This is a genomic window from Pseudomonas cyclaminis, assembly GCF_015163715.1.
Taxonomy (GTDB): domain Bacteria; phylum Pseudomonadota; class Gammaproteobacteria; order Pseudomonadales; family Pseudomonadaceae; genus Aquipseudomonas; species Aquipseudomonas cyclaminis.
In genome coordinates this window covers 1-26,573 of record NZ_JADDUM010000066.1, presented here as the reverse complement: position 1 = coordinate 26,573, position 26,573 = coordinate 1, and the positions used below count along the sequence as shown (strand labels likewise).

Below are 26,573 nucleotides of genomic sequence, written 5' to 3'. Positions count from 1 at the left end.
GAACAACCTCAATTAACGCCGGTTGTGCAAATGGTCACCGACCTCGAACTTGATGATCTCGGCAGTGCCCGAACCTTCGAAGTGTCGGGAAAGTTCTGCTAGGAACCACCGCATGGCCGAGCGCCCGCCCTGCAGGCGAAAGACCACGGTGCAGTACTCCTCGCAAGGTGGATAATGTGGTCGAATGGGTGGCTGAACGATGATGGGAAGCTGATCCAACATCAAAAGACTCCCTGCCAAACGCTGTTGGCCTCAAGGTCGATCAAACAACATGACTTGACGAGAAATGCTGGCTTGGCGAATCGTCTCATTGAACCTCCGCGTATCTGCTCACCCTAGAGATCGCTTCGCGCCATTCCGGAAACAACTCGATGGCCAACGCCTGCATGGTTTCCAAAGGTGAGGGCGAGCGTTGTTGACGTGACCGGCGCGTTTCGATTCGGTGGACCGGTAGGCCAAGGGAGGCGGCATTGAGATAAGCCACTCGGTCTGGAACTACGGTTTCTAGAACCGAGACATTGGTAGCCTCGACGAAAGTTTCGCGCAGGCCTCGGATGATCATCCGCGTGTCCATCCGAATCGCGTTCACCTGGTTCAGTAGCAATCGCAAGGGGGGTGGTGGAATGCCCAGGTGGCGGAACGGTTCGAGTTCACTGAGCAGCTTCAAGGTGCCGCGGCGTAGTTCGCGGGCGGCGAGCATTTCCGGTGTGATGGGCGAGAGAACGAGATCGCAGGCGAGGATGGCCATCTCCAGCAGCACGCTACGTGCGCCTTGGGTGTCGATTAAAAGCAGGTCATAACGGGGGCGGAAATTGTCGAGTACATTGCGCAGCCGTAATCGCCCGTCAGGGGCATGCAACAGCAAGGTGCTGAGTCGGCCTTGATCGTCGTTGGAGAGGATCAGGTCGAGCCCTGCTATCACTGTCTTGGAAACAATCTGTGCAGGAGTTATAAGATTGAGTGCAATGAGCTCGTACGCCCCAGCAATAGCTTTCTGGTTCAAGGTGTAATAGCTGGATAGGGTGGGTTGGCTATCCAGATCGAGCAGCAGGACGCGTAGGCCAGTGTCCGCCAGCAGCCCGCCGAGATTGGCAGCTACTGTGGTTTTGCCTACTCCACCTTTGGTGGACACCACCGATACCACACGCATGACGTCAGCCCTGCTGCGCCAAGCGCTCGGTGACCCACCGCTCGATCTCCAACGAGTCCCAACCCACTGCACGCAGTCCAATGCGCTTAGCCTGAGGGAATTGACCTTCCTTCATCAGGTTGTAGATGTGCGCACGCTTGAAGCCGGTTTTTCGCTCCACCTCGTCACGCCGCATGATGTGACGTTCGACCTGCGGTTGAGGTGCTTCAACGATAGGTGAGGATTGGCTGGGCATGATGGTCACTCCTGGCGTCGATTGGCGCATGGTGGGAAGTGACCTGGATTGAACAGCAGAAATGGGGGGGGAGTCATTGCACTGCAATGGAGAGGATTGCAGTGCAATGCTTCGGCTTATTTACTTTTCTTGAGGCTGCGATTTGCCGCAGCAAACTTTTTGTCCAGCGTTCGCTTGCTGAGGCCGGGCATGTCTTGATGGCGTGCGATAACCGCGTCGACGATTGCAGATTGGCTCTTGAACACTGAGAGGGGGTTGCCGGCAGGTGATTGATCCAGGAAAAGGTTGAGTAAAACACCGATGATATTTTGATACGTGAGCTCGCTACGCTCACTGAGTTGTCCGTGTGTTTTGACCATTGCTTTGAGGTCGTCTCGTTCAAGCCCAATGGCGTGGATATCTGCCAAAACATCTTGATGGTGTTGCTGGAGCTTGCTCAATTCGCGCAGGAGGGCATCCCGATCTGCTTGTAACGCAAGGAAGGCTCCTAAACTGATTTTTTCATGTGCATCACTGCCGGACTCAAACAGGAAGGCAGGTTTCTGATCGGGATAGTAAACCTGCATCCAGTGGCGCAGGTCCGAATGGCGAATCGTTAACTGATAGGGTTCTACGTAACTACCGACTGGAACCGATATACCGAGGCAGCCATATGGCAGTTCTCCATTACGCACCGCGTCGTAAATTTTTTCGACAGCTGCATGAAGTTTTGGCCATTGCGGAAAAAGGGTGGCAAGCTTTTCCGGGCGTGACCAATCTGCTTGTACTATCTGTGTTTCGTAATGGATGAGGTTGCACCAACGCAACGCCGCGTCGATGGGCCGATAGAAGATTTTACTATGCGGATTGAAAGCATAAACGGACATGTGCGGATGGACCTCCATTCCCGATGGATAGGCCTCCCGCGGAATATCTTCGCATCAGCCACCTACTGACCGGTGATGGCAGTGGCTGATTTACTCGGACGTTTCACTTGGTGAGGTCATTCCATTTACCCATCACTCAACTTGGCCTTTACTGATGTTTATTCAAAGTCTCATTCCTAGGTAGAGCGATCGGACCTCACCAGAATTTTGATTTATCCACTCAGATACCAAAGAGTGAAATTCCTTGTAGGTGAAGCAATATTGGCGAACATACGTTGGGAGTAGCTGCATACACCCCCAGCCCGAATTACAGCACCCGTGCCATTGCATCGAGAAACCGCTCGGCGCTCCGCAAGTCGAAACACAGCGGAGGACGGATCTTCAAGACACTTGACGCGGGGCCCGCGGCCCCGATCAAGAAGCCTTCGTTGCGTAACTCATTTACCAATACGCGAGCTCGTGCACCATCCGCTCGACCCTGTTCATCGATGACATCCACACCAATGAACAGGCCGCTGCCGCGTATCGCGCCGAGCTGCGCTTTGTATTGAACCAGGTTCTCCAGGCCATCCTTTAATGCGATCCCGACCCGCTGGGCGTTTGCCATCAGGCCTTCTTCTTCGATGACTTCCAGCACCGCCAGGCCGACGGCCGCAGACACAGGGTTGCCGCCAAAAGTATTAAAGTAGGCCGCGTTTCGCCCGAACCGTTCGAGCATCTCAGGTCGCACAGTGAGTCCGGCCATAGGATGACCGTTACCCATCGGCTTGCCCAGGGTTGCGATGTCCGGCACCAGGCCGTGGCGTTCGAACCCCCACATGTGGCTGCCGGTGCGCCCGAAACCGGGCTGCACCTCATCGGCGATGAACACACCGCCGGCCTCACGAACTGCGGCAACGGCTTCGGCGAGAAAACCGGGTGGGTCCGCAAACACACCATCGCTGGTAAACAGTGTGTCCACCAACAAGGCTGCTGGCTTGATGCCGTGGTGGCGCATATCGGACAACGCTTCACGCACCTGTGCGGCGAAACGCTTCCCCACCTGCTCTGGCGTGCCAGACAGGTACTCGGGCGGCGGCACCAGACGAGCATCGCGGGCAACCGGCACATAGTCCCCCATCGAGGGTGACAACGCCGCGATGGCACTGGTGATGCCATGGTAGGCGTATTGGGTGACTATCACCCCAGTGCCACCGGTGTAGTCACAGGCGATCCGCAAGGCCAGGTCATTGGCTTCACTGCCCGTGCAGGTAAACATCACATGGCCCAGTTCGGCCGGCATTGTCGCCAACAGCTTTTCTGCATAGTCCAGCACGGACTCATGCAGATAACGGGTGTGAACATTCAGCTGTCCAGCCTGCTTGGTCAGCGCCGCCACCACTTTGGGATGGCAGTGCCCGACCGATTGGACATTGTTGTACAGGTCCAGATAAGCCTTTCCATTGTGATCGAATACCTGCGCGCCACGGCCACGCACCAAGTGCAGCGGCTGGTCGTAAAACAACTGATAGGCCGGCCCCAGCAGACGCTGACGACGCTCCACCAACCGGCGCTCGTCGGCCTGTAACATGGCGGCTTGGTGATGATCGAAGGCATTGACTTTTAACATCGAAAACTCCTCAAACGTGACGTTGCTCGTCCATGACAATACGGCCGATGACCTGATACCTGTGGGTATCGAAGTATTTGAAATACAGGGCAATGCCAGCGCCGAGCAGGAAGCTGGCTAGCACGCTGTAGGGAATGAGTTGGTAGAGCAGCGAGTTGACGGCATTACCAGCGGCAAAGCCCATGTTGATCCAAAGCAGGTAGACCACGTACAGCATCGCCAGGCCGCCAATCAGTGGCGCCAGGAAGGTCTTGAACCAGTGCGCCTTTTGACGGTTCTCAGGATTGAAATGGAACCAGGCGATCACCGCGAAAGCACAGAGCGCCTGGACGAGCATGATGCCCATGGTGCCGAGGATGGCCAGCAAGGTGTACATGTCCGCGTAAGGATCCTTGCCCTGCTGCCAGAATGCCAACACGATCACCGTAGCGACCACAGTCTGCACAGTAGATGCCACGTGCGGAGAACCGTGTTTTGGGTGGGTGCGGCCAATACTACGGCCCAGGCGTTCAAACAGATTTTCGCGCCCAAGCGCATACAGGTAGCGCGACGCACAGTTGTGAAAGGCCATGCCGCAGGCATAGGAGCCAGTGATCACCAATACCTTGAACAAGGTGACCGCCCACTCACCCAAGTAAGTACGAGCCGGACCGTAGAACAATTCGGCAGCGGTTGCCGGATTCTGGGCCAATTGAATTGCGTTGGCCGGGCCTGTTCCGGCGACGGCCATCCAGGACACAAAGACATAGAACACCCCCACACCGATCACTGCCAGCATTGTGGCCAGGGGAATGATGCGCTTGGGATCGCGGGACTCTTCGCCATACATGGCGGTGGACTCGAAACCGACCCATGACCAAAAAGCGAAAAACAACCCCAGGCCCGCGCTAGCGCCGACAACGCCTTCGGCCGGTTTGAATGCGTTGAGGGGGTTGATCGACTCCACGTGCAAACCCTGCACATCACCGCCATGCAGCAGCACCGCGAATGCAGTCACCCCTAACATAAGAATTTCCAGGATCAGGCAACCGCCTAGCAGCTTGGCTGCCAGACTGAGGTCGAAATAACAAAGGATGCCATTCGCCGCGAGCATCAACAGCGCGAACACCAGCCAATGGACCTGAACGCCAAGTACGCTTTGCATGAAGTCCTGGCAGAAAAAAGCAAAAATCCCCACCAGCGCGGCTTCAAACACAATGTAGGTCAGGGTGACTGCAATGCCCGATGACATGCCGACGATCCGACCCAGGCCATGGGAGATAAAGCCGTAAAAGGCCCCAGTCGAGGTGATGTATTTGGCCATCTGTGAATAGCCCAGCGCGAACAACGCCAGGATGACCGTCGCCACCAGGTAACCGGCGGGTGCGAACTGTCCATTACCGCTACCCACGGCAATCGGCACATTACCCAGCATGGCGGTGATCGGCGCCGCCGTGGCGACCGTCATGAATAACACGCCAAACAACCCTACGGAGTTCTTGCGCAAGCGCTGCACGCCGGCAGATGCCGCGTGGCCCAGCGGAGCTTCAGTGATAATCGTGTTCACGAGCATATTCCTTGTTCAGGGTGATTGTTCACACCAGGGCTTGAAGTGATTCAGGCAGGATTTGGCCACCGTCGATAATCAGGCTTTGCCCCGTGATGTAGCCGGCTTCGCGGCTGGCAAAGAACAGGGCAGCGCTGGCAATGTCCTCGACACTGCCCAGCCGCTTGAGCGGGATGGAGGCCGCCATGGCAGCCTGGTACTCAGCACCCATACCCTGAAGGCCTTCAGTGACGATGTTGCCGGGTAGTACCGCATTGACGGTGATGCCGCCTTTGGCTAACTCGATTGCCGCAGTACGCATGAATCCCAACTGCGCCGCCTTGCTGGCGCCGTAATGCGCCCAACCAGGAAACCCGGTGATGGGGCCTGTTATCGATGAGGTGAGGATCACCCGGCCGTATTCGGCGAGTCTCAGGAGGGGCAGCGAGGCTTGCACGCACAGGAATGTGCCTTTGGCATTGGTGTCCATCACTCGATCCCAATCGGCCTCAGCCAGGCTTTCCAATGCACCGCTGGGGAAGATGCCAGCATTGCAGCACAGCACATCAAGGCCGCCATGCAACTCCACCACGGTGCATATGAGGGCCGCCACTGAAGCGGCGTCAGCCACATCGGCGGCCTGCCCCTGTACGTGCAGCCCTTCAGCACGCATACCGGCAGCGACTGCTTCGATCTTGTCTGCGTTGCGGGCGGTAATCAGCACTCTTGCGCCATGAATAGCAAACTGCCTGGCAATTCCAAAGCCTATGCCGGTGCTGGCACCGGTGACCAAGACACTCTTGCCACTTAAGGACGTGAACATCTGCGCAGCTCCTATCAAATGAAGGTGGCTGAATAGTGAGTTGAGCCTTCACGGGCGACTTGACCGCAGAGCACATTTTTTGTCCTTAGCCATCAAATCGGCGGCGAAAATGTGTTGGTTTGTGCTCGCTAGTCAACGACTTGCCTCAATGCGTCAAGCGTTGAACTCGCCACACTCGGCATCCTCGGGTCACCGTTTATTCAGTGGAGATCCGAGATGACCGCCGTCACCCATAACGCTACGTACGACCGCCTGGCACAGGCTGCTTTAAACTGCTACCTCCCTGAACAACAGGGGGAAGTCAAGCTTCTGTGCCTGTCAGAAAATGCCACTTATGCCGTGTTTACGCCGACAAGGCAGCGCTTCGTACTGCGCATTCATCGCCCTGGCTACCACAGTCATCAGGCCATCTCCAGCGAGCTGGCTTGGCTCGCCGCTCTGCAAGCTGACGGTTTTGAGGTGCCGCAGCCGATAGCTGGACAGAACGGCGAGCTGATCCAGCGGGCGTCTGTGCCCGAGAGGGATAGCCACTGGGTGGTGTTGTTCCATTGGATCGAGGGGCATGAGCCTCATTCGGAGCAGAATCTGCAGGCCTCCTTCCGGCGGCTGGGAGCGATCAATGCTCGTTTGCATACTCATGCCCGGACTTGGCAACCCCCTGCAGGCTTCCAGCGCTTGACGTGGGACCACCCGAGGATGGTCGGCAGTGACGCACATTGGGGTCATTGGAAACATGCGCCGCACTTGCCACGAAACCAGTGGTCGCTGATTGAGCAGGTTGTTGGCAACATCGAGAAGCGCCTCTCGAATTACAGTCAACAAGCATCGCGTTTTGGCCTGATCCACGCGGACCTGCGTCTGGCGAATCTGCTGGTCGATGGCGAACGTACTCGCATTATCGACTTTGATGATTGTGGCTTCGGCTGGTATTTGCACGACCTCGCGTCGGCCCTAAGCTTTCATGAAGATCACATTGATACGCCGCGCTGGATCGAAAGTTGGTTAGCCGGCTACACGCGGGTCAGTAGCCTCGATCAGAATGACCTGGATATTCTTCCTACATTGATCATCCAGCGTCGCCTTCAACTTCTGGCCTGGACGGGGAGTCACGCAGATACAGCCACCGTTCGCCAGTTGGGCGCTCTGTGGGTGGATAACTCTCTCAAACTCTGCCGCCGCTATCTCGACACATGACATATTCACAACCCACTCGTTGACACTGATTCAAAAGCATCACTGATGCGTGGTGGCCACTGCAAAGGCTAGATTTTTCTGCACGCTGTGTGGCATTCAAGGTGATAACTCTCCTGCGTCGTAGCTTATGTGTGCACCACAAACCACCGGCACAGCTTACGGTGCACCATTCGAGAACATTCAAACGCGACCGATCGGCGTGCAAGGTCTTGAGGACGCATGTCTTCAGAACGGTATGGAATTTGCTGGAGTGTGGTGCTTGGCCAGACGGTCATAGCACCCCCATTCGCAACTATGCGAGAGGTTGCCATGCAACTTTCTACAACACGGCGACTCGCCGATCAGCCTCAATCAATCGGAGTTCTCAGTTCGGCCGCAACCGGTTTGATTGAGTTTATCCAGCAGAAAGGTGGAGATGCAGACCGAATTCTTGGTCATGCGGGACTCAATCCGGAGCATTTGCAACATCCCACCTTGAGTCTGGATCTTAATCAGTATTGCGCTGTATTCGAAGAGGCCGCTCGCCAGACCCAAGACGACAACTTTGGTTTGCGTTACGGCAACCAGTTCAAACCTGACGGTCTGGGTATGCTCGGGTATGTCGGCATATGTTCGGAAACTCTGGGGGATGCGCTGCGCAACGTCGTAAAGGTGTTTCCTATACATCAGCAAGGTAGTCTGCTGCGGCTAGAGGTGGAGGGTGAGTGGTGTCGACTCGACTACCAGGTCCAGTACGGCGCGATTTTTCGCAAACGTCAGGACGCCGAACTGTCTCTGGGGATGTTCACCAACTTGATGCGCCATGCCATCGGGCAAAAATGGGCACCTGAGCGCGTCCACTTCGAACATCCGCAACCCGAGGCGTGGCACGAACACTGTAAAGCCTTCGATGCTCCCGTCTTCTTTGGTCAGCCTTGTAATTCACTGGTGTTCAGGCGCAGCGTGCTGGAGAAAGTCATGCCCGGTCGCGACAGCCGCCTGTTAGCCATTGTTATGGAAAGCATGGACCTGTTGGCGCGTCAGGGGGGCGAAAGACAGAGTGTCAATGGCATTATTAACGATGTACAGGCGCAGATCCGAATCCAGTTGTCCAATGGTGACCCTTGCCTGGATCAAGTGGCAGAACATCTACAAATGACAAGCTGGACCTTGCAACGTCGGCTTGGCGAGACAGGGATGACCTTTTCCAGTCTGGTCGATAAGGTACGCCAAGAATTGGCTCAGTACTATTTGACTCAAGCCCACTTGCCCATCTCGGAACTCGCACTTTTGCTTGGCTACTCAGAGGTCAGCGCTTTCTCGCGCGCATTCAGGCGGTGGCATGGCGTGAGTCCGAAACAATGGCGTCAGTCTGACTAATAGTGCTGCCAATCGCGCCAAGGTATTCGCGGAACTCGCTCCCATCAGCGCCTTGAGTAACCTGGCCGCTAATCGTTTACCGGACCAAGTACTCTACTCTCTGGTGTCATATGACTTGTTCGATACGACGTCTCTTTGAACGACTGAACAAGCACCTCCATCCACTTTGGATGTTCTTCTGTTTGCTCATGAGCGTTGTAATAGCCGGGGGACTGTGGCTCCCCGATAGCAGCGGATATTTACGTAGACTGAGCGGGATTGCCCTGATTGTTCAGACACTAGTGCTTTGCCTGCTACATTTCTCGATACGTCTTCGCCAACATTATACTGAAACGCACCTTGAGGAGCTGACTGAGCGCAAGCGCAACATCAATGCCTTGAATGCGCGCTTACGTAGTTTGATGAATGCAGTGACCCAAGTGGCGGTCGTTACCACGGACTCTCTCGGACGCATTCTATTGTTCAGCGCGGGTACTGAAAAAAATGTTTGGTTTCAGTCGCGAAGAAGTGTTGGGGCTCAATCATGTCGATATTCTGCATGCGCAGGAGGAAATCGTTGAACGGGACATCGATTCAGGCCCCCCGACTCATCATTCGCTCATCGACAAGAAGCTGATCCACCAACGGTCCAAGGATTATGGTTCGAGTGTTAGCTCTGAGCGGACCTATCGCCGCAAGGATGGCAGCCACTTCATCGGTGAGTTGCGATGTGCGGAAATCATCGACGCAGACTCTGGGCAGATTGAGCACATCAACGTCATCATTGATATCAGCGAGCGGATCGCCTTGCTAAACGAGATCAATGAAGGCAAGGCCTTCTTGAATTTACTCACTCAGCGTATTCCTAATGTGCTCTATCTCTACGCGAGGAGGGTGAGAGTTACTTTTCGTACTGTAGTCAGAGCCTTGAGCGAGTCTTTGAGCTCAAACCTGAAGCGGTCGTGGGTGTCAGATTTAAAGAAAGCCCGTTGTTTAGACGAGTCCATGAAGAAGACCTTGCGCTGGTTCACGCTGCAACCGCAGAGTCTGTCAAAACGGGTGAACCTTGGGCATGTGATTTTCGGATAGTCCTGCCGAAGAAAGGCACTCGTTGGCTGCGCGGTGAGTCTTATGCGGAAAAAAAGTCGATGGGACGCACGTCTGGTATGGATACGAGGGCGAATAATTCAGATTTTTTGAGCGATTTTGAGAATGTACCGCTCGTCAGACATGCCTCGAATTTCTTGAACATACGATTTGCTCTCTCGGACAGATTAAACATGTGCTGACGAAAAATCCCTTTCGTCTTGCCTCTGGGAGAACGCAATGAAAGCCATCGTTTACAACGGCCCCCGTGACGTCAGTGTGCAAAATGTGCCGGACGCCAAAATCGAAAAACCTACGGACGTTCTGGTGCGGGTGACGGCCACTAATATCTGCGGATCTGATCTGCATATGTATGAAGGCCGAACCTCTTTCGAAACCGGCAGAGTGTTTGGCCATGAGAATCTGGGCGAGGTCGTTGAAGTAGGCGCCGGCGTAGATCGAGTCAAGGTAGGAGACCGTGTATGTCTGCCATTTAACATCGGCTGCGGTTTTTGCGAAAACTGTGAAAAAGGCCTGACCGGATTCTGCCTGACCGCTAACCCAGGTAGTGCGAGCGCGGCCTACGGATTTGCTGATATGGGGCCTTATCAGGGCGGGCAGGCAGAGCTGCTACGGGTGCCGTATGCCGACTTCAATTGCCTGGTGCTGCCCGACGACGCGCAAGAGCGTGAAGAAGATTACGTCATGCTGTCGGATATCTTCCCAACGGGCTGGCATGCAACCGAGCTGGCGGGCCTCCCTTCCTGGGGAGAGCATTGCCATCTATGGCGCCGGCCCGGTGGGTTTAATGGCCGCCCACTCAGCAATGATCAAGGGCGCCTCTCAGGTGTTCGTGGTCGACAATCATCCCGACCGTTTAAAGCTCGCCGCTCATACATCGCTTAGATCAACCACCAGTTTTGAGCCCTGGCATACCTTACCGCCCACGTGACGCCTGATACCGGTAAGGGTCATGTGGCAGGATTATTGATCTCAGTTGATGTCCACAAAGATCGGCTCCATTGGCGTGACCTGGCATAAATTAAGGACAAAATATGTTCAGCAGATCTCAGATCATTACCATCCCAGTCCTGATCTCATCGGTACTTTTGCTCACCGGCTGCCCGCCTCCGGCGTCTTTCACCCAGTGGAAACGCGCTTCGACCACTGTTGAGGGTGTCAAAGCCGCAATGACAGAGTGTGGCGACCCGGTAGGTAGTTCGATGACCCATTTGCCAATAAACGAGCAAGTGCTGCAATTCCAGTGTATGCAGCGTCTTGGCTTTATTCGCACAGGTTTACCAGGAGTTCGCTTTCCATCCCCGCCTGCGCATGTCTACCACAGGAACTCTTTAATGGTAAGCCGATTAGCCGGCGAGAAAACGACGGGGCTTTTTTGATCAAACTCTGCAGTGGGATCGCCACCTATGCCTGGCGCAAGCTAGCCATTCAACCATGGCAGAGTCTTCAGACGTCGGCTCTCGTAGCCCCGAATTTTGTCTGCCATGCGTAACGTCAAACTGATCTCATCCATACCGTCAATGATCTGAGTCCTTTCGGCATCAACCATAGAAAACCGCATGACACCTAAGTCGCTTTCGACTTCTCGCTGCTCAAGGTTTACCGTGATGGTGGTGTGCTGCCCTGCCAGTCGAAACAGCGCGTCGATATCGCCGGCAGACAGTACGATAGGCGCAATTCGGTTTCGCAAGCAGTTGGTTCTGAATATGTCCGCAAAGCTTTCGGCAATCAGCGCCTTGAAGCCATATTCCGCCAGCGCCCAAGGCGCGTGTTCACGTGACGATCCGCAGCCGAAATTGCTGCGGGTTACTAAAATATTTGCGTCCTTATAAGCCGTTTTATTGAGGTCAAAGTCCGGGTTAAGGGGACGTTTCGAACAGTCCATTCCTAGCTCGCCTTTATCCAGGTAGCGCCATTCATCAAAAGCAAACTGACCGTAACCCGTACGTTTGATCGACTTCATGAATTGTTTGGGGAGGATGGCATCGGTATCGACATTGTCACGGTCAAGGAATCCGGCTACCCCAGAAATCACGATTATCGCGGTCATTGCATGTGCTCCCTGGCATCAACAAACCGGCCATGAATTGCTGCAAGTACAGCCATAACAGGGCTCACCAGATGAGTTCTCCCTCCAGAGCCTTGCCTACCTTCAAAGTTGCGGTTCGAAGTCGACGCGCACCGTTCTCCCGGACTGAGCCGGTCGGCATTCATCCCCAGGCACATTGAACACCCAGGAGCTCGCCATTCAAAACCAGCACTCAAGAAAATGTCGTGCAACCCCTCTTCCTCGGCTTGGCGCTTCACTGCTCCTGAGCCTGGTACCACGATTGCCTGCCGGACGGTCTTCGCCACACGGTGTCCCTTTACGATGCTGGAAGCGACTCTCAAGTCTTCGATTCGGGCGTTAGTGCAGGATCCGAAAAAGACCTTATCGACAATCATGTCGGAAGGTCGGGAGCGGGGAGTGAGCCCCATATAGCGGAGCGCTTGCACCATGGCATGGCGCTTAAGCGGGTCAGCTTCATCATCAGGGTCGGGCACAGAGCCATCGACCTCGATCTGCATATCAGGTGATGTACCCCAAGTGACAATTGGCTTTAGGGATGCGACATCGATGCCTACCGCCTTATCGAAATGTGCAAATGAGTCTGAAACGAATGTCCGCCAATAGGCTTCCGCATCCGCTAGGTGCCGTAGGGATGGCGTGTACCGTCTCCCCTTGAGATAGCTGATTGTGGTTTCATCCACTCCAACCAACCCTGCACGGGCACCGGCCTCGATAGACATATTGCAGAGCGTCATGCGCGCTTCCATGCTCATCTCGGAAATGGCTTCACCCGAGAATTCCAGAACGTGCCCCACCGCTCCCGATGCGCCAATCCGCCCCACTACTGCTAAGGCGAGATCTTTTGCGAAGGTGCCAACAGGTAAACGCCCCGAAACACTAACTTTGAAGTTCTTGGATCTTCTGCTCTGCAGTGTCTGCGTTGCCAGAACGTGCTCGACGTCGGTCGTCCCAATGCCAAACGCCAAGGAGCCAAATGCTCCGTGCGTAGATGTATGAGAATCGCCGCAGACAATGGTCATGCCAGGCTGGGTAATACCAAGTTCAGGCCCAACGATATGTACGATGCCCTGATCTTCATGACGGAACGGGAAGTACGCCAGAGCACCGGTTTCCTGAATGTTAGAGTCGAGCGTTTTTACCTGTTGTTCAGCAAGCTCGTCTTCGATTACATCCGCGTCAGTGGGCGTATTGTGGTCAGCAGTAGCGATAATGCTTTGGGGGCGCCAGGGCGTACGGTTGCTCAGTCTCAAGCCTTCAAAAGCTTGGGGGCTGGTCACCTCATTGATCAGGTGCCTATCGATATACAGGATGCTGTTGCCATCGCTGTCCTCGTCGACAACGTGGCTATCCCAGAGCTTGTCATATAGGGTCTGGCTCATTGCAGTGATGTCCCCCGCTTGATCCAGCCGAGGCCATCCAGGGTATGATCCTGAGGGACGTACTCACAGCCAACCCATCCTTGATAGCCGAATGCCTCAATGTTCTGGAGGATTGCTTCAAAAGGAAGTTGACCTACATCGGGCTCATGCCTTCCTGGCCAACCTGCGAGCTGTACATGGGCCGCTTCTGGGAGAGTGCTGTTGATTGCGGCGATCACGTCGAGGCCTTCCATGGCAGCGTGGTAAACATCCATGATCAATCGCAAACCCGGTATCTCCCTAGTCCAGCGACGGGCGTCATATAGAGAATGGATAAAGTACCCGGGGGCAGCTGTTTGGTTAATGGCTTCTATCACTATGGCGACTTTTCCGCCGGCGCGTGTCATTGCCCAGTCGATATTGCGTTTGAAAGTGTCACTTGCTACTACCCTGTCCGCAGCACTTACCAAGCCTGCCGTCACATGCAGCAGCGGAGCATCGCACGCCAATGCCAGCTCAAGAGCAATGTCAAAATCGACTTTGAAGGCTGCCTCGGCGTCAGGAAGAGCGGCAAAGCCCTTACTTCCGGCTCTGAGCGGCATATTGGCAAGAACAAGCTCCAGCTCGTTCTGCTGCAGCAGCCTGCTTAATTGACCACCACTTAATCCATCGGTTGGAAAGAATTCGACACCTTCAAAGCCAGCATCACGGGCAGCGGCGAAGCGATCTTCAAACTTCCACTCGATGAACATCATCGACAAGTTGGCGGCGAAGCGTGGGGACATGATCATTCTCCTCGGGTTTTCTTCCGAGCACCCAAAAGAACGCGAACTTCTGCATCGTATTCACCGAGCAATGGTGGGGCAGTGATATCCAACGAGCGCTGGCCATCGTAAGAGACAGGGAACCGCACGGAGCGCCAAGTACCCTCAGTAGGGTGATGTGTGCTGACCTCTAGCTGAAGATGCTTGGCCTGAGGGTCTTCTAGGGCTTCGCTGGTGTCGTACATAGGAGCGTGGGGTACATCTTCGGCCTCCAGACGGCGACACCACTCTGCGCGGTCATGGGTGGCGAAGACGTTGCTCAGAAGCTCAATCAACAACTCCTGATTCTTGATTCTCTGAGTACGGGCACAGAAACGGGGATCTGAAAACAGATCGGGTTTTTCAATGGCATTGGCAAGCCCCTGCCAGAACTTCTCAGGCGATGACATGTGCAGGGCGATCCATTTCTCATCCTTGCATTTGATGACATAAGACTGAGATACGCTGGGTCGGCTGTACGGCCCCATGACTTCATCGGCAGAGAAGAAGTGGGTAAAGGCATCCAGGTTGAAGTAGCACATCGACTCCAACATCGATACCTCGACAGTCTTGCCGAGGCCAGTTGCATTGCGCTCATAAAGCGCGCCCAAGATGCCGAAAGCCGCGTAGAAACCCGTCAGTGAGTCAGCCATTGCCGGGCCCACAACACGAGGGTTGGCCGGGTTGATGAGCAGGTTGAGAAATCCGCTCGCGGCTTGGGCGACGGTATCGTAAGCGGGCCGGGTTGCTGCTGGCCCATCTTGGCCGAACCCGCTGATGGCGCAGTAGACCAATCGGGGGTTTAGCTTGCGCAAACGCTCCTCACCAGCACCTAGACGCTCAGCCGCGCCTGGCCGGAAATTCTGAATATAGACATCGGCGCTGGCGATGAGCTCGTCGAAGATCGCCAGATCATCCGGATTTTTGGTATTGAGCGTGACACTCCGCTTGTTGCGGTTGTAAGTCTGGAAATGTGGGCTGTAAAGGCCCCCCTCAAACGCACGGAAAGGATCACCCGTACCAGGCTGTTCGATCTTAATGACTTCGGCTCCAAGATCAGCGAGGAGCATGCCGGCATTGGGGCCGGTGATGAACGTACCTTGTTCGATTACACGTACACCTGAGAGAACTTTTGCCATTGTCTTTGCCTTAAATACCGGTGGAAAGGAGTCCGAGTCTTACGATGAAAGACCACTTTGTTCGACTGCTTCACGACCTATGCTGACGGCGCATGTCTGGGGACGTTAGGCGATACATCGCTGAACGTTGCGATTGCCTTGCGCCAGGCCGCAGCGAAAGGAAGGTTCAATGGCACACAGCCGATGTCCAAACGTGTCGCATGACGAGCCAATTGTTTGAAGAAGAATACGAACCAACCCTTAAGGCTCGTACCCAGGTGGTGTGGTGCCGGTGTACTCGTATTCGCGAGTCGCCTGATAAGAAAGGGCGAAACCTATCGGCGAAGACGTCTGCTCTTCATAAAGGTGCGCAACCAGGCCGGCGCTCCGGGCCAGGATCGGTACGCCTCGCAGGGCCTGCAAAGGGAAGCCTGCGCCCAGCAATACGGCGGGTATAGCGGCTGAGACATTGAGCTTCAGCTCTTTGCCCACAATGCTCGGAATGATGCGCTCGATGGCCTCAGCAATATGCACGTAGCTCAAATCTGAGCCGACTGATTCGGCGGTATTGAAGAGAGCGGAGACACGCGGGTCGCGGTCTTTATGAAGTGGATGTCCATAACCTGGAATCGGACGTTTCGCTGTGCGGTAACTGCTAACGATTTCATGAGCCGCCGCATGGATATCAGTCCCGTTGTCTACCAATGCTTTGACCTCGCTGAGCATGACGCCTGCGTTGGCAGAAGCTCCGAGGATGACGGAGCCGCAGCCCAATAGGCCCGCAGCAACGGCGCCCTGCAAAGCTTCCGGCGATGCGGCCATGGTCATACGTGCAGCTTGAACGCTGGGTACCAAGCCATGTTCGGCGATTGCAACCAGGGTTGAATCCAGCACTGCCAAGGTGGAAGCGCTTGGCTTCTGGCCTGTCAGCAGCAAGAAGAAATATTCGCTGAAGGAGGTCTTGCCGATCACCTCCTGACACAAGTCGAGGCCGCGCACGACGATGGTTTCTTCGTTCGAAGTGCAGATAGCACTGCGAGGGATCGTTTCTTTACCAATTTTCATGATCTGGCTCCGGGTCAAACTTCGGTGAGGCGGAAATCGAAGGGGACGCTGTAAAACGTTTGGTCAAGGCGTCTGCCGTCCGCTGCATGACCTGGTGCGTGCTGGACGTAGTCGACGATCAGGGAAGGCTTCACACCAAAGACGCAATCCGAGCTCAGGTACGGGCCATCTCCAGGAAACAGCTGGGTATTGATGGGGTGGAATCCAGGCGCCGAGAGCTTGAAGTGGATATGCCCAGGTCGGTTCGGATGGCGTGCAAGTTTCGACTGCATGAGGCCTGCTGGCCCATCAGTAGGAATTGGGTAGTAGGTGGGCTTGATAGACCAAAAGCTGTAGCAGCCCTTCTCATCAGTCAGGAATTTACCCCTGGCGAGCATCCCCACGTCGTCACCCAACTGCATGTCATAGTTGCCCTCACCATCACCAGACCAAACATCTAGGAGCGCGCCTGCGATGGGCTTGCCGGCACCATCTAGGAGGCGACCGTGGTACAGGGTTTTCTCGCCTTTCACACCTTCCGAAATGTCGTCACCCATTGCTCGCGTTGGGGCGCCCTCCCAGTAATAAGGGCCCTCCACAGTTTCTTCGAGGCAGTCGTCGCCTCGATGCTGGTTGATGCCAATGGTGAGGGTGGATACACCCAGCAGGTCGGATAAAAGGATGAATTCTTGGCGCTTCGGCGTGCAGATCTGCCCGGTTGCAGTGAGGAACTGGATGGCGGCGATCCACTCTTCGGGCTGTAGTTTGATTTCCTCAATACATGCATGGAGGTGAGTGATCACGGAAGTCATGATCTCTTGAAAACGTGGGTCAGGGCATTGGTCGAAGCTGCGAAGAACCTCGTCCAAGTGCGCCTTGGTATCAAACTCGGCCATTTCGGGAATCCTTTTTTTTATTAGCGATCACGGTGGTTGAAGGTGAGATTAAGATGAGACATGCACAGATAAAAATGATTAATATCCATAAAAATAATCGATGGCATCACTCGTTAAAGGTGCTCTATGGAACTCCGTCACCTCAGATACTTTGCCGCTCTGGCTGAAACGCTCCATTTCACACGAGCGGCGGAACGCACTCATGTCACTCAGTCGACGCTCTCCCATCAGATCAAACAGCTGGAAGAGGAGCTTGGTGTTTCATTGTTCGACAGGGTCGGAAAACGAGTCTTGATCACCGAAGCCGGCGACAGGCTTTTGTCCGAGATCCTTCCCGCACTCAAGCAGATCGATCTTGCGACCAATGCGCTAACCCTCAAGCCGGGATCGGCAACAGGGCATCTGAGGGTAGGTGCTACCTACAGCTTCAACGTCAGCTTGGTTCCGGGCTGTATTGCCAACTTTCTGATGCGAAACCCTGAGGTCAGAGTTCTGGCAGAGGAGTTATCGCAAGACATGATTATTGAACGCCTTGTGGCCGGTGAGCTTGACTTAGGCATTGCTTATCGTCCCACTGAAGGTGAGCAGCTCTGGTTCGAGCCGCTTTACAACGAGGAGCTGAAACTCGTTGTCAGCTCGTCACATCCTTTGGCCAAGCGCAAAAGGCTGCGCATGGTTGAGCTTCACAACCTGCGTATGGCCCTGCTTCCCAAGGCATTCAGCACGCGCAAACAACTGAACGAATGTTTTCGTTCTGCCGGCGCCGAACCAATCGTGGTAGTAGAGATGAACACTCTCATGCCCATGGTCGAGCTTGTACGAAATACCGACCTAGCCTGCATCGTTGCGGAAGCTGCGGTAGGTGCAAGAGAAGGCCTGGCGGTCATCGCATTGGAAAACCCCACCCCCATTCGCACCCCTGGATTGCTGTGGAAGAAAGGAGGATCAGACGACCCAATGCTTCGGCAGTTTGCAGCTGTTGTACGTCGAGCGACGGAGTCCAGCGCACAGCCAAGTGAAACTTAAAGCTTGGTTAAAAGGCCTTGGTGCTGAGCGACCAAGCCGGCATGAGTGTCGGCTTGGCACTGCGCGCAGCTCGATCAACCCACTTTGGGGGCATGCAACTTTCCGTAAGCGCCACTGAAAAACAGCAAAGGTTGCTTTTCAGGGTTGGTATGCAGGTACTGAACCTCACCCACATACAGAAAGTGATCGCCAGCATCATGGATATCCCTGGTTCGGGCGATCACATGAGTCATGCTCCCAGTAAGAAGTGGCGCATCTTGGTCAACCTCGAATGGGAGCACGAGTTCCGGGTTGTGCTTGCCACCGAAATGAGAGCTCATGTGCAGTTGGTCTTCGACCAAAATGTTCACACCGTAGCTGACGCCTTTCTTCACCCATTCGTTGAAACGAGATTGCTTACGCACTGAAACTACGACGAGGGCGGGATCTAGGGATACCGACATGAAAGCGTTGGCGGTCATTCCCGCAGGCTCACCTCCTGCGAAAAAAGTGACTACGGTCACGCCCGTCGCGAAGGTGCCCATCGCCTTCCGCATGAGCATGCCATCAATCGTTACTGGGGCTGCTTCGGTTACATCCACTTTTGCCAAATGCATGACTTTGCTCCCCTCAGACCAAGTTGGTGACTTTGCTTTCGATTCCAAGCAGAGCCTCGCCAAAGACCTCTTTACCTACAGCCGGAAGCACAATAGCGTGTCGCGCCGCCGCGTTGGCATCGCGCCAGTAACGCTGAAGCGGGCTCGTTTCAGCAAAAGTGCCAGCGCCATGGGCGGAAACGAGAATATCGATTGCATCGGTGACAGTCTTGGCGACCTCACCGGTGACTGCCCGAATACGCGCACGGTCGACGTAGTCCATCTTGCGTAGATCGGCACCACAAGCATCAATTTCATCGGCAGCGCTCAGAGCCAGCAGTTCTGCGGTGTGGAGTTTGATGGCAGCGTCAGCGACCTGTGCCTGGAAGATGACGGAGTCCGATTGGCGACCATAGTTGGTGTAGGCGATGCCGCGCTGGTGTGCCTTACCAAGTACATGTTTCAAGGCGGCGCGTCCCAGGCCAAGCTGTGCCCCCACCAAAATGAGAGCTGCGATGGGCATCAACGGTTTCTGATAAGCCGTCTCGGAAGAGAATTCTGTCGCATAGTCGCTGGAGAGCGCAGCACGCATGTCGAGGAGGCGATGGTCGGGTACAAACACATCAGACGCTACAATGCAATTGCTACCCGAGGCCCTCATGCCAGAGGTGAACCAGGTGTCGTCAATCGAAAAATCCTGCTTAGGGATTAGGGCCATGTAATGGCCGACGACTTGCTGTTGGTCATCCATCTCGAGCACGCCAACCATTGCCCAGTCCGCGTGAAGGATCCCCGACGAGGAGTACCATTTGCCGCTGACACGCAACCCGCCAGCAACTCGTTGTGTCGCCGTGGAAGGAGCAAAAACGCCAGCTACGCGAGCGTCCGGGTTATGTACGAAAATGTCATTTTGGGCCTGCTCACAGTAGAGTCCAGACAACCAAGCACATACGTTCGTCAAGGCCGTCACCCAAGCGGTTCCGCCGCACGCCTCTGCCAGAATACCAGTCACTTCCAAGTGAGCTCGAATCGTGGATTCCATGCCACCGAAGCGTTTGGGTACCATCAGCTTGAAGCCGCCTGCTTCAGCAATCGCCTGAATGTTTTCCTCGTGTGCCCGGCGTTTTTGCTCGGACTCAGCAGCGTTCTTGGCTAGAGTGCTCTGGATCCCGACAAGGCGCTCTTTGAGGAGTGTCAGAGCAACATCGTCGGAAGGGGAGATCTCACGAAGTTTGGTTGCATTGCTAAGCATGGTAATTCTCTCTTTATTGTTCTTGGGAATTCCGGGAGCTCTACCTGGCTTGCTAAAACCATAAGAAAGCTCTTAATCAGCCGGGCCGGTGTAGCGATCCGTCTTACAAACCAAGATAAAGAGACGATTGCGGGACTGCAAATTCGTAGAATTGTGCATAACCAATTGTTTTTAAAGAAAAAAACAATGAGAAATTGACATTTTGTCAAAATCACAGCTGGAACTCAACGTCAAGGATTGCCGGTTGAGAGATGCATTCACTTGTATGAATCGATGGTGGACATGGGAACTCGAGCCGCCTACCTATTCATTGGTCAGTATCTCCAAATTGAAGAAAGGCCTTTCCCAACGATGAATGTATGTTTCTTGCCCAGAAAGGTTTTGATGGTTTACCAATTAATCCGCCCTTGGCCCACATCTTGAGATAGGTTAGAGAGAACTCTGCAGCGCTTTCGCTCAGATCTCGAGGACAGCCCATACTGTGGATGATCATCTGAACCTGAGTCTCCATATACAGGCCTGGAGACTGAACTCCTCGCCTTATGGAATCTACCGCCCTGGCAGAAGCGCCCATCAGAAAGTCTGTCCCGGCCACAATGGATTTGACATTAAAAAATCCTTTTGCAACACCTTCCTGAATATCCTTGGCCACGTAATTAGAAACCAGAGTGTTATGCTCCCAGGCTTCATGGCGTGTCACGAAGGTCGCCCATGCTGGATCCATAAATGCGCGAACCATGAAAAGTCTATAACCTACCGAAATACGCTGCCACGGCTCCATAAGAACACCGTACATTGGTAATATATCCTGCACCATTTGGTCACTCAGCTCATGGCTGAGCGCATGAAGCAATTCCTCGATACTTTCGAAATAGTTGTAAAAGCTTCCTCTGGAAACCCCTGCAACCTTCACCGTTTCGTCAATAGTCAGTTTGCAATCCATGTCCCGTTCGATCAGTTTCAGGGCTGCATCCATTAGTCTGGCCCGGATGGGGGCTTTGTGCTGTGTTTTATCAACTCGTTGATGAGACATAGGAACAGCCGTTGTCGTAGTTTTTGGAGAGGTGCGTAGCACAAGACTTAGGGCTTCTACCAAGGATGGCACCAGTGTCTTCATGGACGTCAGTCACTTCATTCGCAGTCTATCTCGATTCTGCGGAAGGTGTTAAGGCGGTGCCGTGCGGGAACAAAAACGGCGCTGATCTTCAGCGCCGGCGGTTTGGTGGAGGGACTTTCATTCAAATTTTACGATCTAGAAAGGGAACGCATACTGAATCCAGAAATGATCTCCCTTGGAGCGGTTTTCAACGGCAAAATCATGCTGGTATTTCGCGACTATCGCCACACCCGGAGAGATGGTGTAGCGGACTTGTGGGCCCAAAGCAGCGCTTTGGCCGCGAAAGCCATCTAAGTATGTCTCACCGTCAAGTTTGTCATAGGAGACCTGCTTTGAGTAGAAGCCTTGAATACCTATTTGCCATTTTTCTGTGATCGAATAGCCCAACAAGAACTCTCCGCTCACTACAGTGCCTGACTGGTAGTTGGTGTCGTGGTTTTTAGTGTAAATTTCGGCAGTCAGCGCTGTTGATATTTCTGTCCTAGGCGTGGGGAACCAGGTGACTGCCCAGTTTGGAAGAAAGGCAAGGTGGTTTTGCCCCGTGTTCGCAATACGGTCTTTATCATACGACCCAGTTGGCAATGCCATATCAAATGGTGATAAGAACGTGAAGAAATTATGCGAAGGGTTTGAATAGCCGATCATTAGTGGATGGACGATCACGTCTCCTATAGCATTTTTTATTTCCTTTTGGCCATACACCGTCGAGGATACATGGAGTAGAGGAACGATCACACCGGTAGACAGACTAAATGGGCCAAGCGGCTCATTCCAAGTATGTACAACCCTGGGAGCATCCACTATCAATTCAGCTGAGAATTTTGGGATGGTTTTCTTGCCATCAGAGTCTCGAAAGCTTTCGGCTTTGTAGTATTGAGCGTAGTTGTAGAAATAGCTCTGACCAGGTGCTGGAAGCAAGCCGTTGAACGCTGTGCTAACGCCTACAGGATAGTTGGATAAACCGTTTTCTGTAGAGTTTGCGTTTGCTATAAAAAGTCCTAAAATCAGCGCGCACGAAACCGCGAAACTTTTAATTTCTCTGTGCATAAAGTTTTTGCCATTATTTTTATAGTTGGGCCTCCGTCGAGGGCGACGGAGGGGCGAGCTTATTACTTAATCACAGGGACGATCAGGTAACTCTGGTATTGGCCTCCGCAATAAATTGTGTGCTTTCCACTATTGTTCGAAAGGTAGTGACCAGCCGCGAAGAGTCCAGGCCGATATCGGTGGATGTCTGTACCCTGAATAACTACCCGAAGTGATTCACCGGCCTCAAATCGGGTACTGGCAGGCCAGATTTCGATATCCAGCTGAACAGGCACGCCGGGCTCCAAAGGTTGAATCCCACGGTGTGAGTGAACTGGCTGGTGGTCGGTGGAGCGGGCCTCGTCTAGTTCGCGATGTGAAGCGCGTAACCATCCCAACGCAGCTATTCCATCATCAAAAGTGGAGAAGAAAGGAAAGTTCACTACCTCTCCGTTTGCATCAAGTTTCTGCAAACCAACGTACACGTCTGCATCAGTGGCCGTATTTGCGGCCAGCCAAAGGCGAAGTTTCGAGTGTCCGGTCAGCTCTATCTGCTCATCGAATTTGATATCGAAGCAGAGCCGATCCGCATTCGTCGAGACGTACGAGCGAGTTGTCTCCTGCAGGACTGAGTTGGCGGTCAAGGTGAGGGTTGTGTTATCAAGGTACAATTTCTGATAGTCCGTTCTTGCTAACGGCCACTCGTTTTCTGAACGCACCTCACCCTGGTAGAAGCTGTCGCGAACTTCGATGCACACACGTGGCCAATCTTTTACCTCGTTGTCCACGCCTTTTAGATAGCGATCCAGGAACGCAATTTGCTTGCGCACGCTTTCGTCTTTGTAAAAATATTGCCACTTCTTCCTCCCATGCACCTCCAGATATTTGTCTTCAGAGGCTATACGTTTGAAGGCTTCGAGCGTACCTCGGGTGTGCAGAGCATGGTCTGTCCAACTGGCAACGATATAGGCAGGAACCTTGATGGCCTCAAGGTTGGGTAGCTTGGCTTTCCAGTAGTCATCAAGCTTAGGGTGATCTGCCATCGCGGTAGCGATGTCCTCAACTCGGCTCTGCGAGAAGCTGACCAAGGACTGCCATCCTTCGGAAAACTGAGTGTTTGGAATTCCCCCGTGGAAGAAGAGCTCCCGATAAACATCGGTAAACCCTTCCCAAGGAATGATGGCGGCCAGATGAGGAGGCTGCTCAGCGGCTGCCCCCCACTGGCTGACCGCCAAGTAGGAAACACCTAGCAAGCCAACCTTGGAGCTGCACCACTGTTGGCGTGCGGCCCACTCGATGACGTCATATTCATCTTCTGCTTCCTGCTTGCTAAAGAATGAGGCCTCGCCACCGCTGCCCCAGGTGCCGCGTACATCAGGGAACAGCAGTGCGTACCCCGCTTTGCACCAAACCAGAGGATCGGGTGCTTCAAAGGGTGTGTATTCGGATACAGACCCGGTGGGTACCTCGGCGCCTGGCCAGGAATCGAAACTCAGATGGGGGTGTTTTCCATAAGGAGCCCATCCAATGATGCATGGGACGTTCAACATTCCGGCAGGTCTGTAGATGTCTGCGTAGATTACAGTCCCGTCTCTTAGCTCAATGCTGACGTCCTGTTCGAACAAAATGTCATCAGTGATCGAGCGGGACTGCGGATTAAACCCAGGGTATTCACCTAGCGCTAGGGAAGTGCCGTCACGAAATCGGCTATGGTTTTGAGAACTCATTTTCGAACCTCTTATTATTGTAATTCGAAGAAGCTTTTCGCCTTTGCGTCGAGGCGAGCGGATGCTCGACATCGGTTGAAATTGAGTCTGCGATAGGAATTATTGAATGTGAAATGACCTTTTTCGATCCGTTTGATCGATGCTGTCACTGATTTTTTCAGGTTTACTATTGCTGAAACGCATGATTTGGGCCGCGTGTGTCGCGGGCCATGCAGGGTAGTTCAGCTATCCGCCAGAGGCGTTACGCCATCACGCCTGCTCAGCTTCTAGAGGGGAATGGTATCGAGCAGATTCTCGGTCGAGTATTGCTGATGCTCGGTGGACATCCGAACGTATGCCGCTGCCACCTACCGTTTTGCATGCAGGCTCAGAGCGCGGCGAGCAACCGTTCGAGCTGTTCACGTTCCGGGGTGATTCATAGCGTTATCGCGGGAGGCCGATGCCCTTATGACTCCCTACGTGCCGCTGATTTGGATACGCTTTTGCCAGAAGAGGTATTAGCTGGAATTACCGTTTTTTTTGAGTCACATGTTGACTACTGAATAAACTAAGGCTGTCCGGGGGACGTTCCTCTGCATATTGCTATGAGTTCACGCTTACTATATTTGCGGTTCGTTGTGGTTTAATCATATCCAGCACCTCAATTCCTTGGAATGAGCTTCTTATGGCAATCTCTAAACCCCTAATTAGCCTCTATCAATTTGGCAGTCTCGCGCCTATGCATTAAGACCTGCAAAGGTAGTTTTCAAGCAGTGTCACCACCTCCGGAACAAATCCTGGTTGTGCTAGAAGTTTTGGCTTATCCGCCGTGACTGTATGGATAATTGCATGTGCCGCGATACCCATGAGATAGATCGAGAGATCCGGATCAGGTACGTTTTTCATAAACGGCTTCAGCGCCTGCGCAAACTGTTGCTGTAGCGAGTCCTTTTCTTCCTCCATTTCCCGGATCGTACGCGGCAGCTCCTCATGAATGGCTTTGTGCAGAGCCGGAGCAACGCGGTGCTCGGCAACGATCATCTCTATGATCATCGTCAGTGCCTCTCGCAGCGTCGGCTGGGTCGGCAAGACGTGCAATACGTTGAGCAAGTCAGTGCGCGTGTCGGCGACGTGTCGTCGTTGCAATTCAGCGATCACTGCCTCCTTATTCGGGAAGAACTGGTATAGCGAAGCAATGTTAACGCCTGCACGTTCGGCGATAGGGTTGGTCGTCAGCCCTTCCCAGCCAACCTTGGTCAAAATGTAAGTCGCCGCTTGGATAATCGCGTCCACTGTCGCGCGTGAGCGCGCCTGAGAGGGAATTTTCTTGGGTTTGATGGGTGTTCGGGTTTTCCGCAAGGTGACCTCCAGAACATGAGTTTTTAAAATATAAGCTTTAACTTACGATTTGATTTGTGAAAACACAACGTCATTCACGAATCGAGTACTCATGATCATGAACACACAAGACCCCGTACTTCAGCGACACTTCCATTAAGCCGAGCGACGTCGAGGCATTGCTGGAAGAGGCGGCCTTTGCACCCTCAAGCGGTAATATGCAGCCTTACCAGTTTCACTGGGTTCGCGACCGTGCGTTACAAGCCAACCTGGCCATCGCCTGCAACGGCCAGAAAGCAGCAGCATCGGCAGCGGAGTTTATTGTGATCGTGGCTAGCCCTGCTTTAGGGCTACGCACCGCCGACGCCCAACTTGCACACGTGGAAAGCTCCTCTGCGCTGGGAGCGGATTCGAAGATCTACTACCGCAAACAGATAGGTATGTTCCAGAAAATTCTGGGTATGGGTTCTTCTGTTCTGTGGTCACCACTTGTCGCGCTCGCAGCGCTTATTAAGCCGACACTTTCCCTAATTCCTATAGGCCACATCGGGGGGGGCAGTGGGCTGCGCGCAACGCTATTTTCGCGGCTCAGACCATCATGCTTGGCGCAGCGGCGAAGGGTATCGATACATGCCCGATGGAGGGATTTTCAGGCTCCCAAGTTGCCAAGCTTCTCGACCTTCCAAGAGGTGCCGTCGTCCCGCTGGTGATCGCTCTTGGTTATCGGGCCGAGAATGCACGAATCGAAGATCGGTGGCGCAACCCGATCTCAGACATCGTCATTTCACACTGAAACACACTCTGGTTCACAGAGCCCGACATGCGCCAAGACTGCCGCTTGCGACTTAACGAGTTTTTTTCTCTGGTTATGCAGGTCGTTTCCTGACGCCCAGGCTGATTTCACCGTGATGGTTTGCTCGCCAAATGGCAGCTCAATAACCGCCGACGCTTGAGCCTTTGGCTTGGAATTGACCGGCGCGACGTTGACGGGGACAAACGCTGGCAACACGACTGCTTGCTGATCACGAAAAAGCGGTAACCAGCGGCGTACGACATTAGCGTTGATACCGTGACTCATCGCGATGGCCGCCACGGAAACACCAGGCTGTTGGCATTCGTGAACCACTTGGGCTTAAAGGATTTTGAGTAGGACTTACGTTCACGCATGGCGATCCTGATATTAAGGGTAATTGCGTCCGCTTAAATTACGCGGACACAATCGACCTTAATTCCGGGGTTCGGAAGGTGTGTTCGCCGGCCCCTTACGGCAATCGACGCGCCGGGCTGAGCGCACTCTTGGACTACCTGGGCCTTGAAGGATTTGGAATAGGATCGGCGTTGTGGCTGCATGGAAAGACCCGCTTAAAAGGCTAGAAATGGTGTCCACCTAATTAGG

Annotated in this window: 25 protein-coding genes and 3 pseudogenes; 8 read left to right on the top strand and 20 right to left on the bottom strand. The window is 53.9% G+C overall.

Features of this window, described 5'->3' with window-relative positions:
- Window positions 1–12: 12 nt before the first annotated feature.
- The 7 genes from IQK56_RS10440 to fabG form a co-directional block, all read right to left on the bottom strand.
- Window positions 13–222, bottom strand: a complete 210-nt coding sequence (locus IQK56_RS10440; RefSeq protein WP_193862386.1) for a hypothetical protein — start codon at window positions 220–222, stop codon at window positions 13–15.
- An 85-nt stretch (window positions 223–307) separates the two neighbouring features.
- Window positions 308–1,150: a ParA family protein gene (locus IQK56_RS10435; protein ID WP_193862385.1), complete on the bottom strand. Its 843-nt coding sequence runs from the start codon at window positions 1,148–1,150 to the stop codon at window positions 308–310.
- 4 nt (window positions 1,151–1,154) lie between these two features.
- Entirely contained in the window at window positions 1,155–1,385 is a 231-nt protein-coding gene (locus IQK56_RS10430) for an AlpA family phage regulatory protein (protein ID WP_193862384.1), read from the bottom strand.
- Window positions 1,386–1,501: 116 nt separating this feature from the next.
- Window positions 1,502–2,251, bottom strand: coding sequence for a hypothetical protein (locus IQK56_RS10425; RefSeq protein ID WP_193862383.1), 750 nt, complete (start codon window positions 2,249–2,251; stop codon window positions 1,502–1,504).
- A 307-nt stretch (window positions 2,252–2,558) separates the two neighbouring features.
- Complete coding sequence (locus tag IQK56_RS10420) at window positions 2,559–3,860, bottom strand: aspartate aminotransferase family protein (RefSeq protein ID WP_193862382.1); 1,302 nt, start codon at window positions 3,858–3,860, stop codon at window positions 2,559–2,561.
- 10 nt (window positions 3,861–3,870) lie between these two features.
- The gene (locus IQK56_RS10415) at window positions 3,871–5,406 is read right to left on the bottom strand and encodes an APC family permease (RefSeq protein WP_341869501.1); all 1,536 of its coding nucleotides are present in this window, start codon (window positions 5,404–5,406) and stop codon (window positions 3,871–3,873) included.
- Between the two features lie 28 nt (window positions 5,407–5,434).
- On the bottom strand, window positions 5,435–6,208 hold the full coding sequence (gene fabG / locus IQK56_RS10410; protein ID WP_193862380.1) for a 3-oxoacyl-ACP reductase FabG: 774 nt from the start codon (window positions 6,206–6,208) through the stop codon (window positions 5,435–5,437).
- 216 nt (window positions 6,209–6,424) lie between these two features.
- Here fabG and IQK56_RS10405 point away from each other — a divergent pair, with 216 nt between their 5' ends.
- The 5 genes and pseudogenes from IQK56_RS10405 to IQK56_RS10390 all read left to right on the top strand — a co-directional run.
- Window positions 6,425–7,402 (top strand): phosphotransferase enzyme family protein, encoded by a 978-nt coding sequence (locus tag IQK56_RS10405; protein WP_193862379.1) that lies wholly within the window; start codon window positions 6,425–6,427, stop codon window positions 7,400–7,402.
- A gap of 309 nt (window positions 7,403–7,711) precedes the next feature.
- Window positions 7,712–8,761 carry an AraC-like transcriptional regulator QhpR gene (gene qhpR / locus IQK56_RS10400; RefSeq protein ID WP_193862378.1) on the top strand — a complete coding sequence of 350 codons (1,050 nt, stop codon included), beginning with the start codon at window positions 7,712–7,714 and terminating at the stop codon, window positions 8,759–8,761.
- Window positions 8,762–9,244: 483 nt separating this feature from the next.
- Window positions 9,245–9,535, top strand: a pseudogene (locus tag IQK56_RS31745) (PAS domain S-box protein); the annotation flags it as partial.
- Between the two features lie 167 nt (window positions 9,536–9,702).
- Entirely contained in the window at window positions 9,703–10,029 is a 327-nt protein-coding gene (locus IQK56_RS31740; protein ID WP_425274550.1) for a PAS domain-containing protein, read from the top strand.
- Window positions 10,030–10,066: 37 nt separating this feature from the next.
- A pseudogene (locus IQK56_RS10390) lies at window positions 10,067–10,751 on the top strand (alcohol dehydrogenase catalytic domain-containing protein); the annotation flags it as partial.
- A gap of 516 nt (window positions 10,752–11,267) precedes the next feature.
- On the opposite strand, the gene leuD reads toward IQK56_RS10390, so the two are convergent.
- The 6 genes from leuD to IQK56_RS10360 form a co-directional block, all read right to left on the bottom strand.
- Window positions 11,268–11,897, bottom strand: a complete 630-nt coding sequence (gene leuD, locus IQK56_RS10385) for a 3-isopropylmalate dehydratase small subunit (protein ID WP_193862376.1) — start codon at window positions 11,895–11,897, stop codon at window positions 11,268–11,270.
- Entirely contained in the window at window positions 11,894–13,297 is a 1,404-nt protein-coding gene (leuC, locus tag IQK56_RS10380; protein WP_193862375.1) for a 3-isopropylmalate dehydratase large subunit, read from the bottom strand. Before leuC ends, leuD begins: the two co-directional genes overlap by 4 nt.
- Entirely contained in the window at window positions 13,294–14,061 is a 768-nt protein-coding gene (locus IQK56_RS10375; protein WP_193862374.1) for a hydroxypyruvate isomerase family protein, read from the bottom strand. The genes leuC and IQK56_RS10375 overlap by 4 nt, the downstream gene beginning before the upstream one ends.
- Before the next feature lie 2 nt (window positions 14,062–14,063).
- Window positions 14,064–15,218, bottom strand: coding sequence for a CaiB/BaiF CoA transferase family protein (locus IQK56_RS10370; protein WP_193901671.1), 1,155 nt, complete (start codon window positions 15,216–15,218; stop codon window positions 14,064–14,066).
- Window positions 15,219–15,458: 240 nt separating this feature from the next.
- The gene (locus IQK56_RS10365) at window positions 15,459–16,262 is read right to left on the bottom strand and encodes a citryl-CoA lyase (RefSeq protein WP_193862373.1); all 804 of its coding nucleotides are present in this window, start codon (window positions 16,260–16,262) and stop codon (window positions 15,459–15,461) included.
- 14 nt (window positions 16,263–16,276) lie between these two features.
- Window positions 16,277–17,137: a dioxygenase family protein gene (locus tag IQK56_RS10360; protein ID WP_193862372.1), complete on the bottom strand. Its 861-nt coding sequence runs from the start codon at window positions 17,135–17,137 to the stop codon at window positions 16,277–16,279.
- A gap of 126 nt (window positions 17,138–17,263) precedes the next feature.
- On the opposite strand from IQK56_RS10360, the gene IQK56_RS10355 reads away from it, so the two are divergent.
- Complete coding sequence (locus IQK56_RS10355) at window positions 17,264–18,163, top strand: LysR substrate-binding domain-containing protein (RefSeq protein WP_193862371.1); 900 nt, start codon at window positions 17,264–17,266, stop codon at window positions 18,161–18,163.
- A 74-nt stretch (window positions 18,164–18,237) separates the two neighbouring features.
- Here the strand turns inward: IQK56_RS10355 and IQK56_RS10350 are convergent, their stop codons facing one another.
- The 6 genes from IQK56_RS10350 to IQK56_RS10325 form a co-directional block, all read right to left on the bottom strand.
- Window positions 18,238–18,759, bottom strand: a complete 522-nt coding sequence (locus IQK56_RS10350; RefSeq protein WP_206691798.1) for a flavin reductase family protein — start codon at window positions 18,757–18,759, stop codon at window positions 18,238–18,240.
- A 13-nt stretch (window positions 18,760–18,772) separates the two neighbouring features.
- Entirely contained in the window at window positions 18,773–19,990 is a 1,218-nt protein-coding gene (locus IQK56_RS10345; protein WP_193862370.1) for an acyl-CoA dehydrogenase family protein, read from the bottom strand.
- A 307-nt stretch (window positions 19,991–20,297) separates the two neighbouring features.
- Window positions 20,298–21,107, bottom strand: coding sequence for a TetR/AcrR family transcriptional regulator (locus IQK56_RS10340; protein ID WP_193862369.1), 810 nt, complete (start codon window positions 21,105–21,107; stop codon window positions 20,298–20,300).
- 135 nt (window positions 21,108–21,242) lie between these two features.
- On the bottom strand, window positions 21,243–22,154 hold the full coding sequence (locus tag IQK56_RS10335; protein ID WP_193901669.1) for a SphA family protein: 912 nt from the start codon (window positions 22,152–22,154) through the stop codon (window positions 21,243–21,245).
- Window positions 22,155–22,216: 62 nt separating this feature from the next.
- Window positions 22,217–23,860: a CocE/NonD family hydrolase gene (locus IQK56_RS10330; protein ID WP_193901667.1), complete on the bottom strand. Its 1,644-nt coding sequence runs from the start codon at window positions 23,858–23,860 to the stop codon at window positions 22,217–22,219.
- Between the two features lie 723 nt (window positions 23,861–24,583).
- The gene (locus IQK56_RS10325) at window positions 24,584–25,198 is read right to left on the bottom strand and encodes a TetR/AcrR family transcriptional regulator (RefSeq protein ID WP_193862365.1); all 615 of its coding nucleotides are present in this window, start codon (window positions 25,196–25,198) and stop codon (window positions 24,584–24,586) included.
- 158 nt (window positions 25,199–25,356) lie between these two features.
- Between IQK56_RS10325 and IQK56_RS31115 the strand changes: the two are divergent.
- Window positions 25,357–25,455 (top strand): annotated as a pseudogene (locus IQK56_RS31115) (nitroreductase family protein); the annotation flags it as partial.
- A gap of 320 nt (window positions 25,456–25,775) precedes the next feature.
- Entirely contained in the window at window positions 25,776–25,970 is a 195-nt protein-coding gene (locus IQK56_RS31110) for a nitroreductase family protein (RefSeq protein ID WP_246500193.1), read from the top strand.
- On the opposite strand, the gene IQK56_RS10315 is transcribed toward IQK56_RS31110, so the two are convergent.
- Window positions 25,962–26,270, bottom strand: coding sequence for a hypothetical protein (locus IQK56_RS10315; protein ID WP_193862364.1), 309 nt, complete (start codon window positions 26,268–26,270; stop codon window positions 25,962–25,964). The two genes, IQK56_RS31110 and IQK56_RS10315, sit on opposite strands and share 9 nt — an antisense overlap.
- Between the last annotated feature and the right edge of the window lie 303 nt (window positions 26,271–26,573).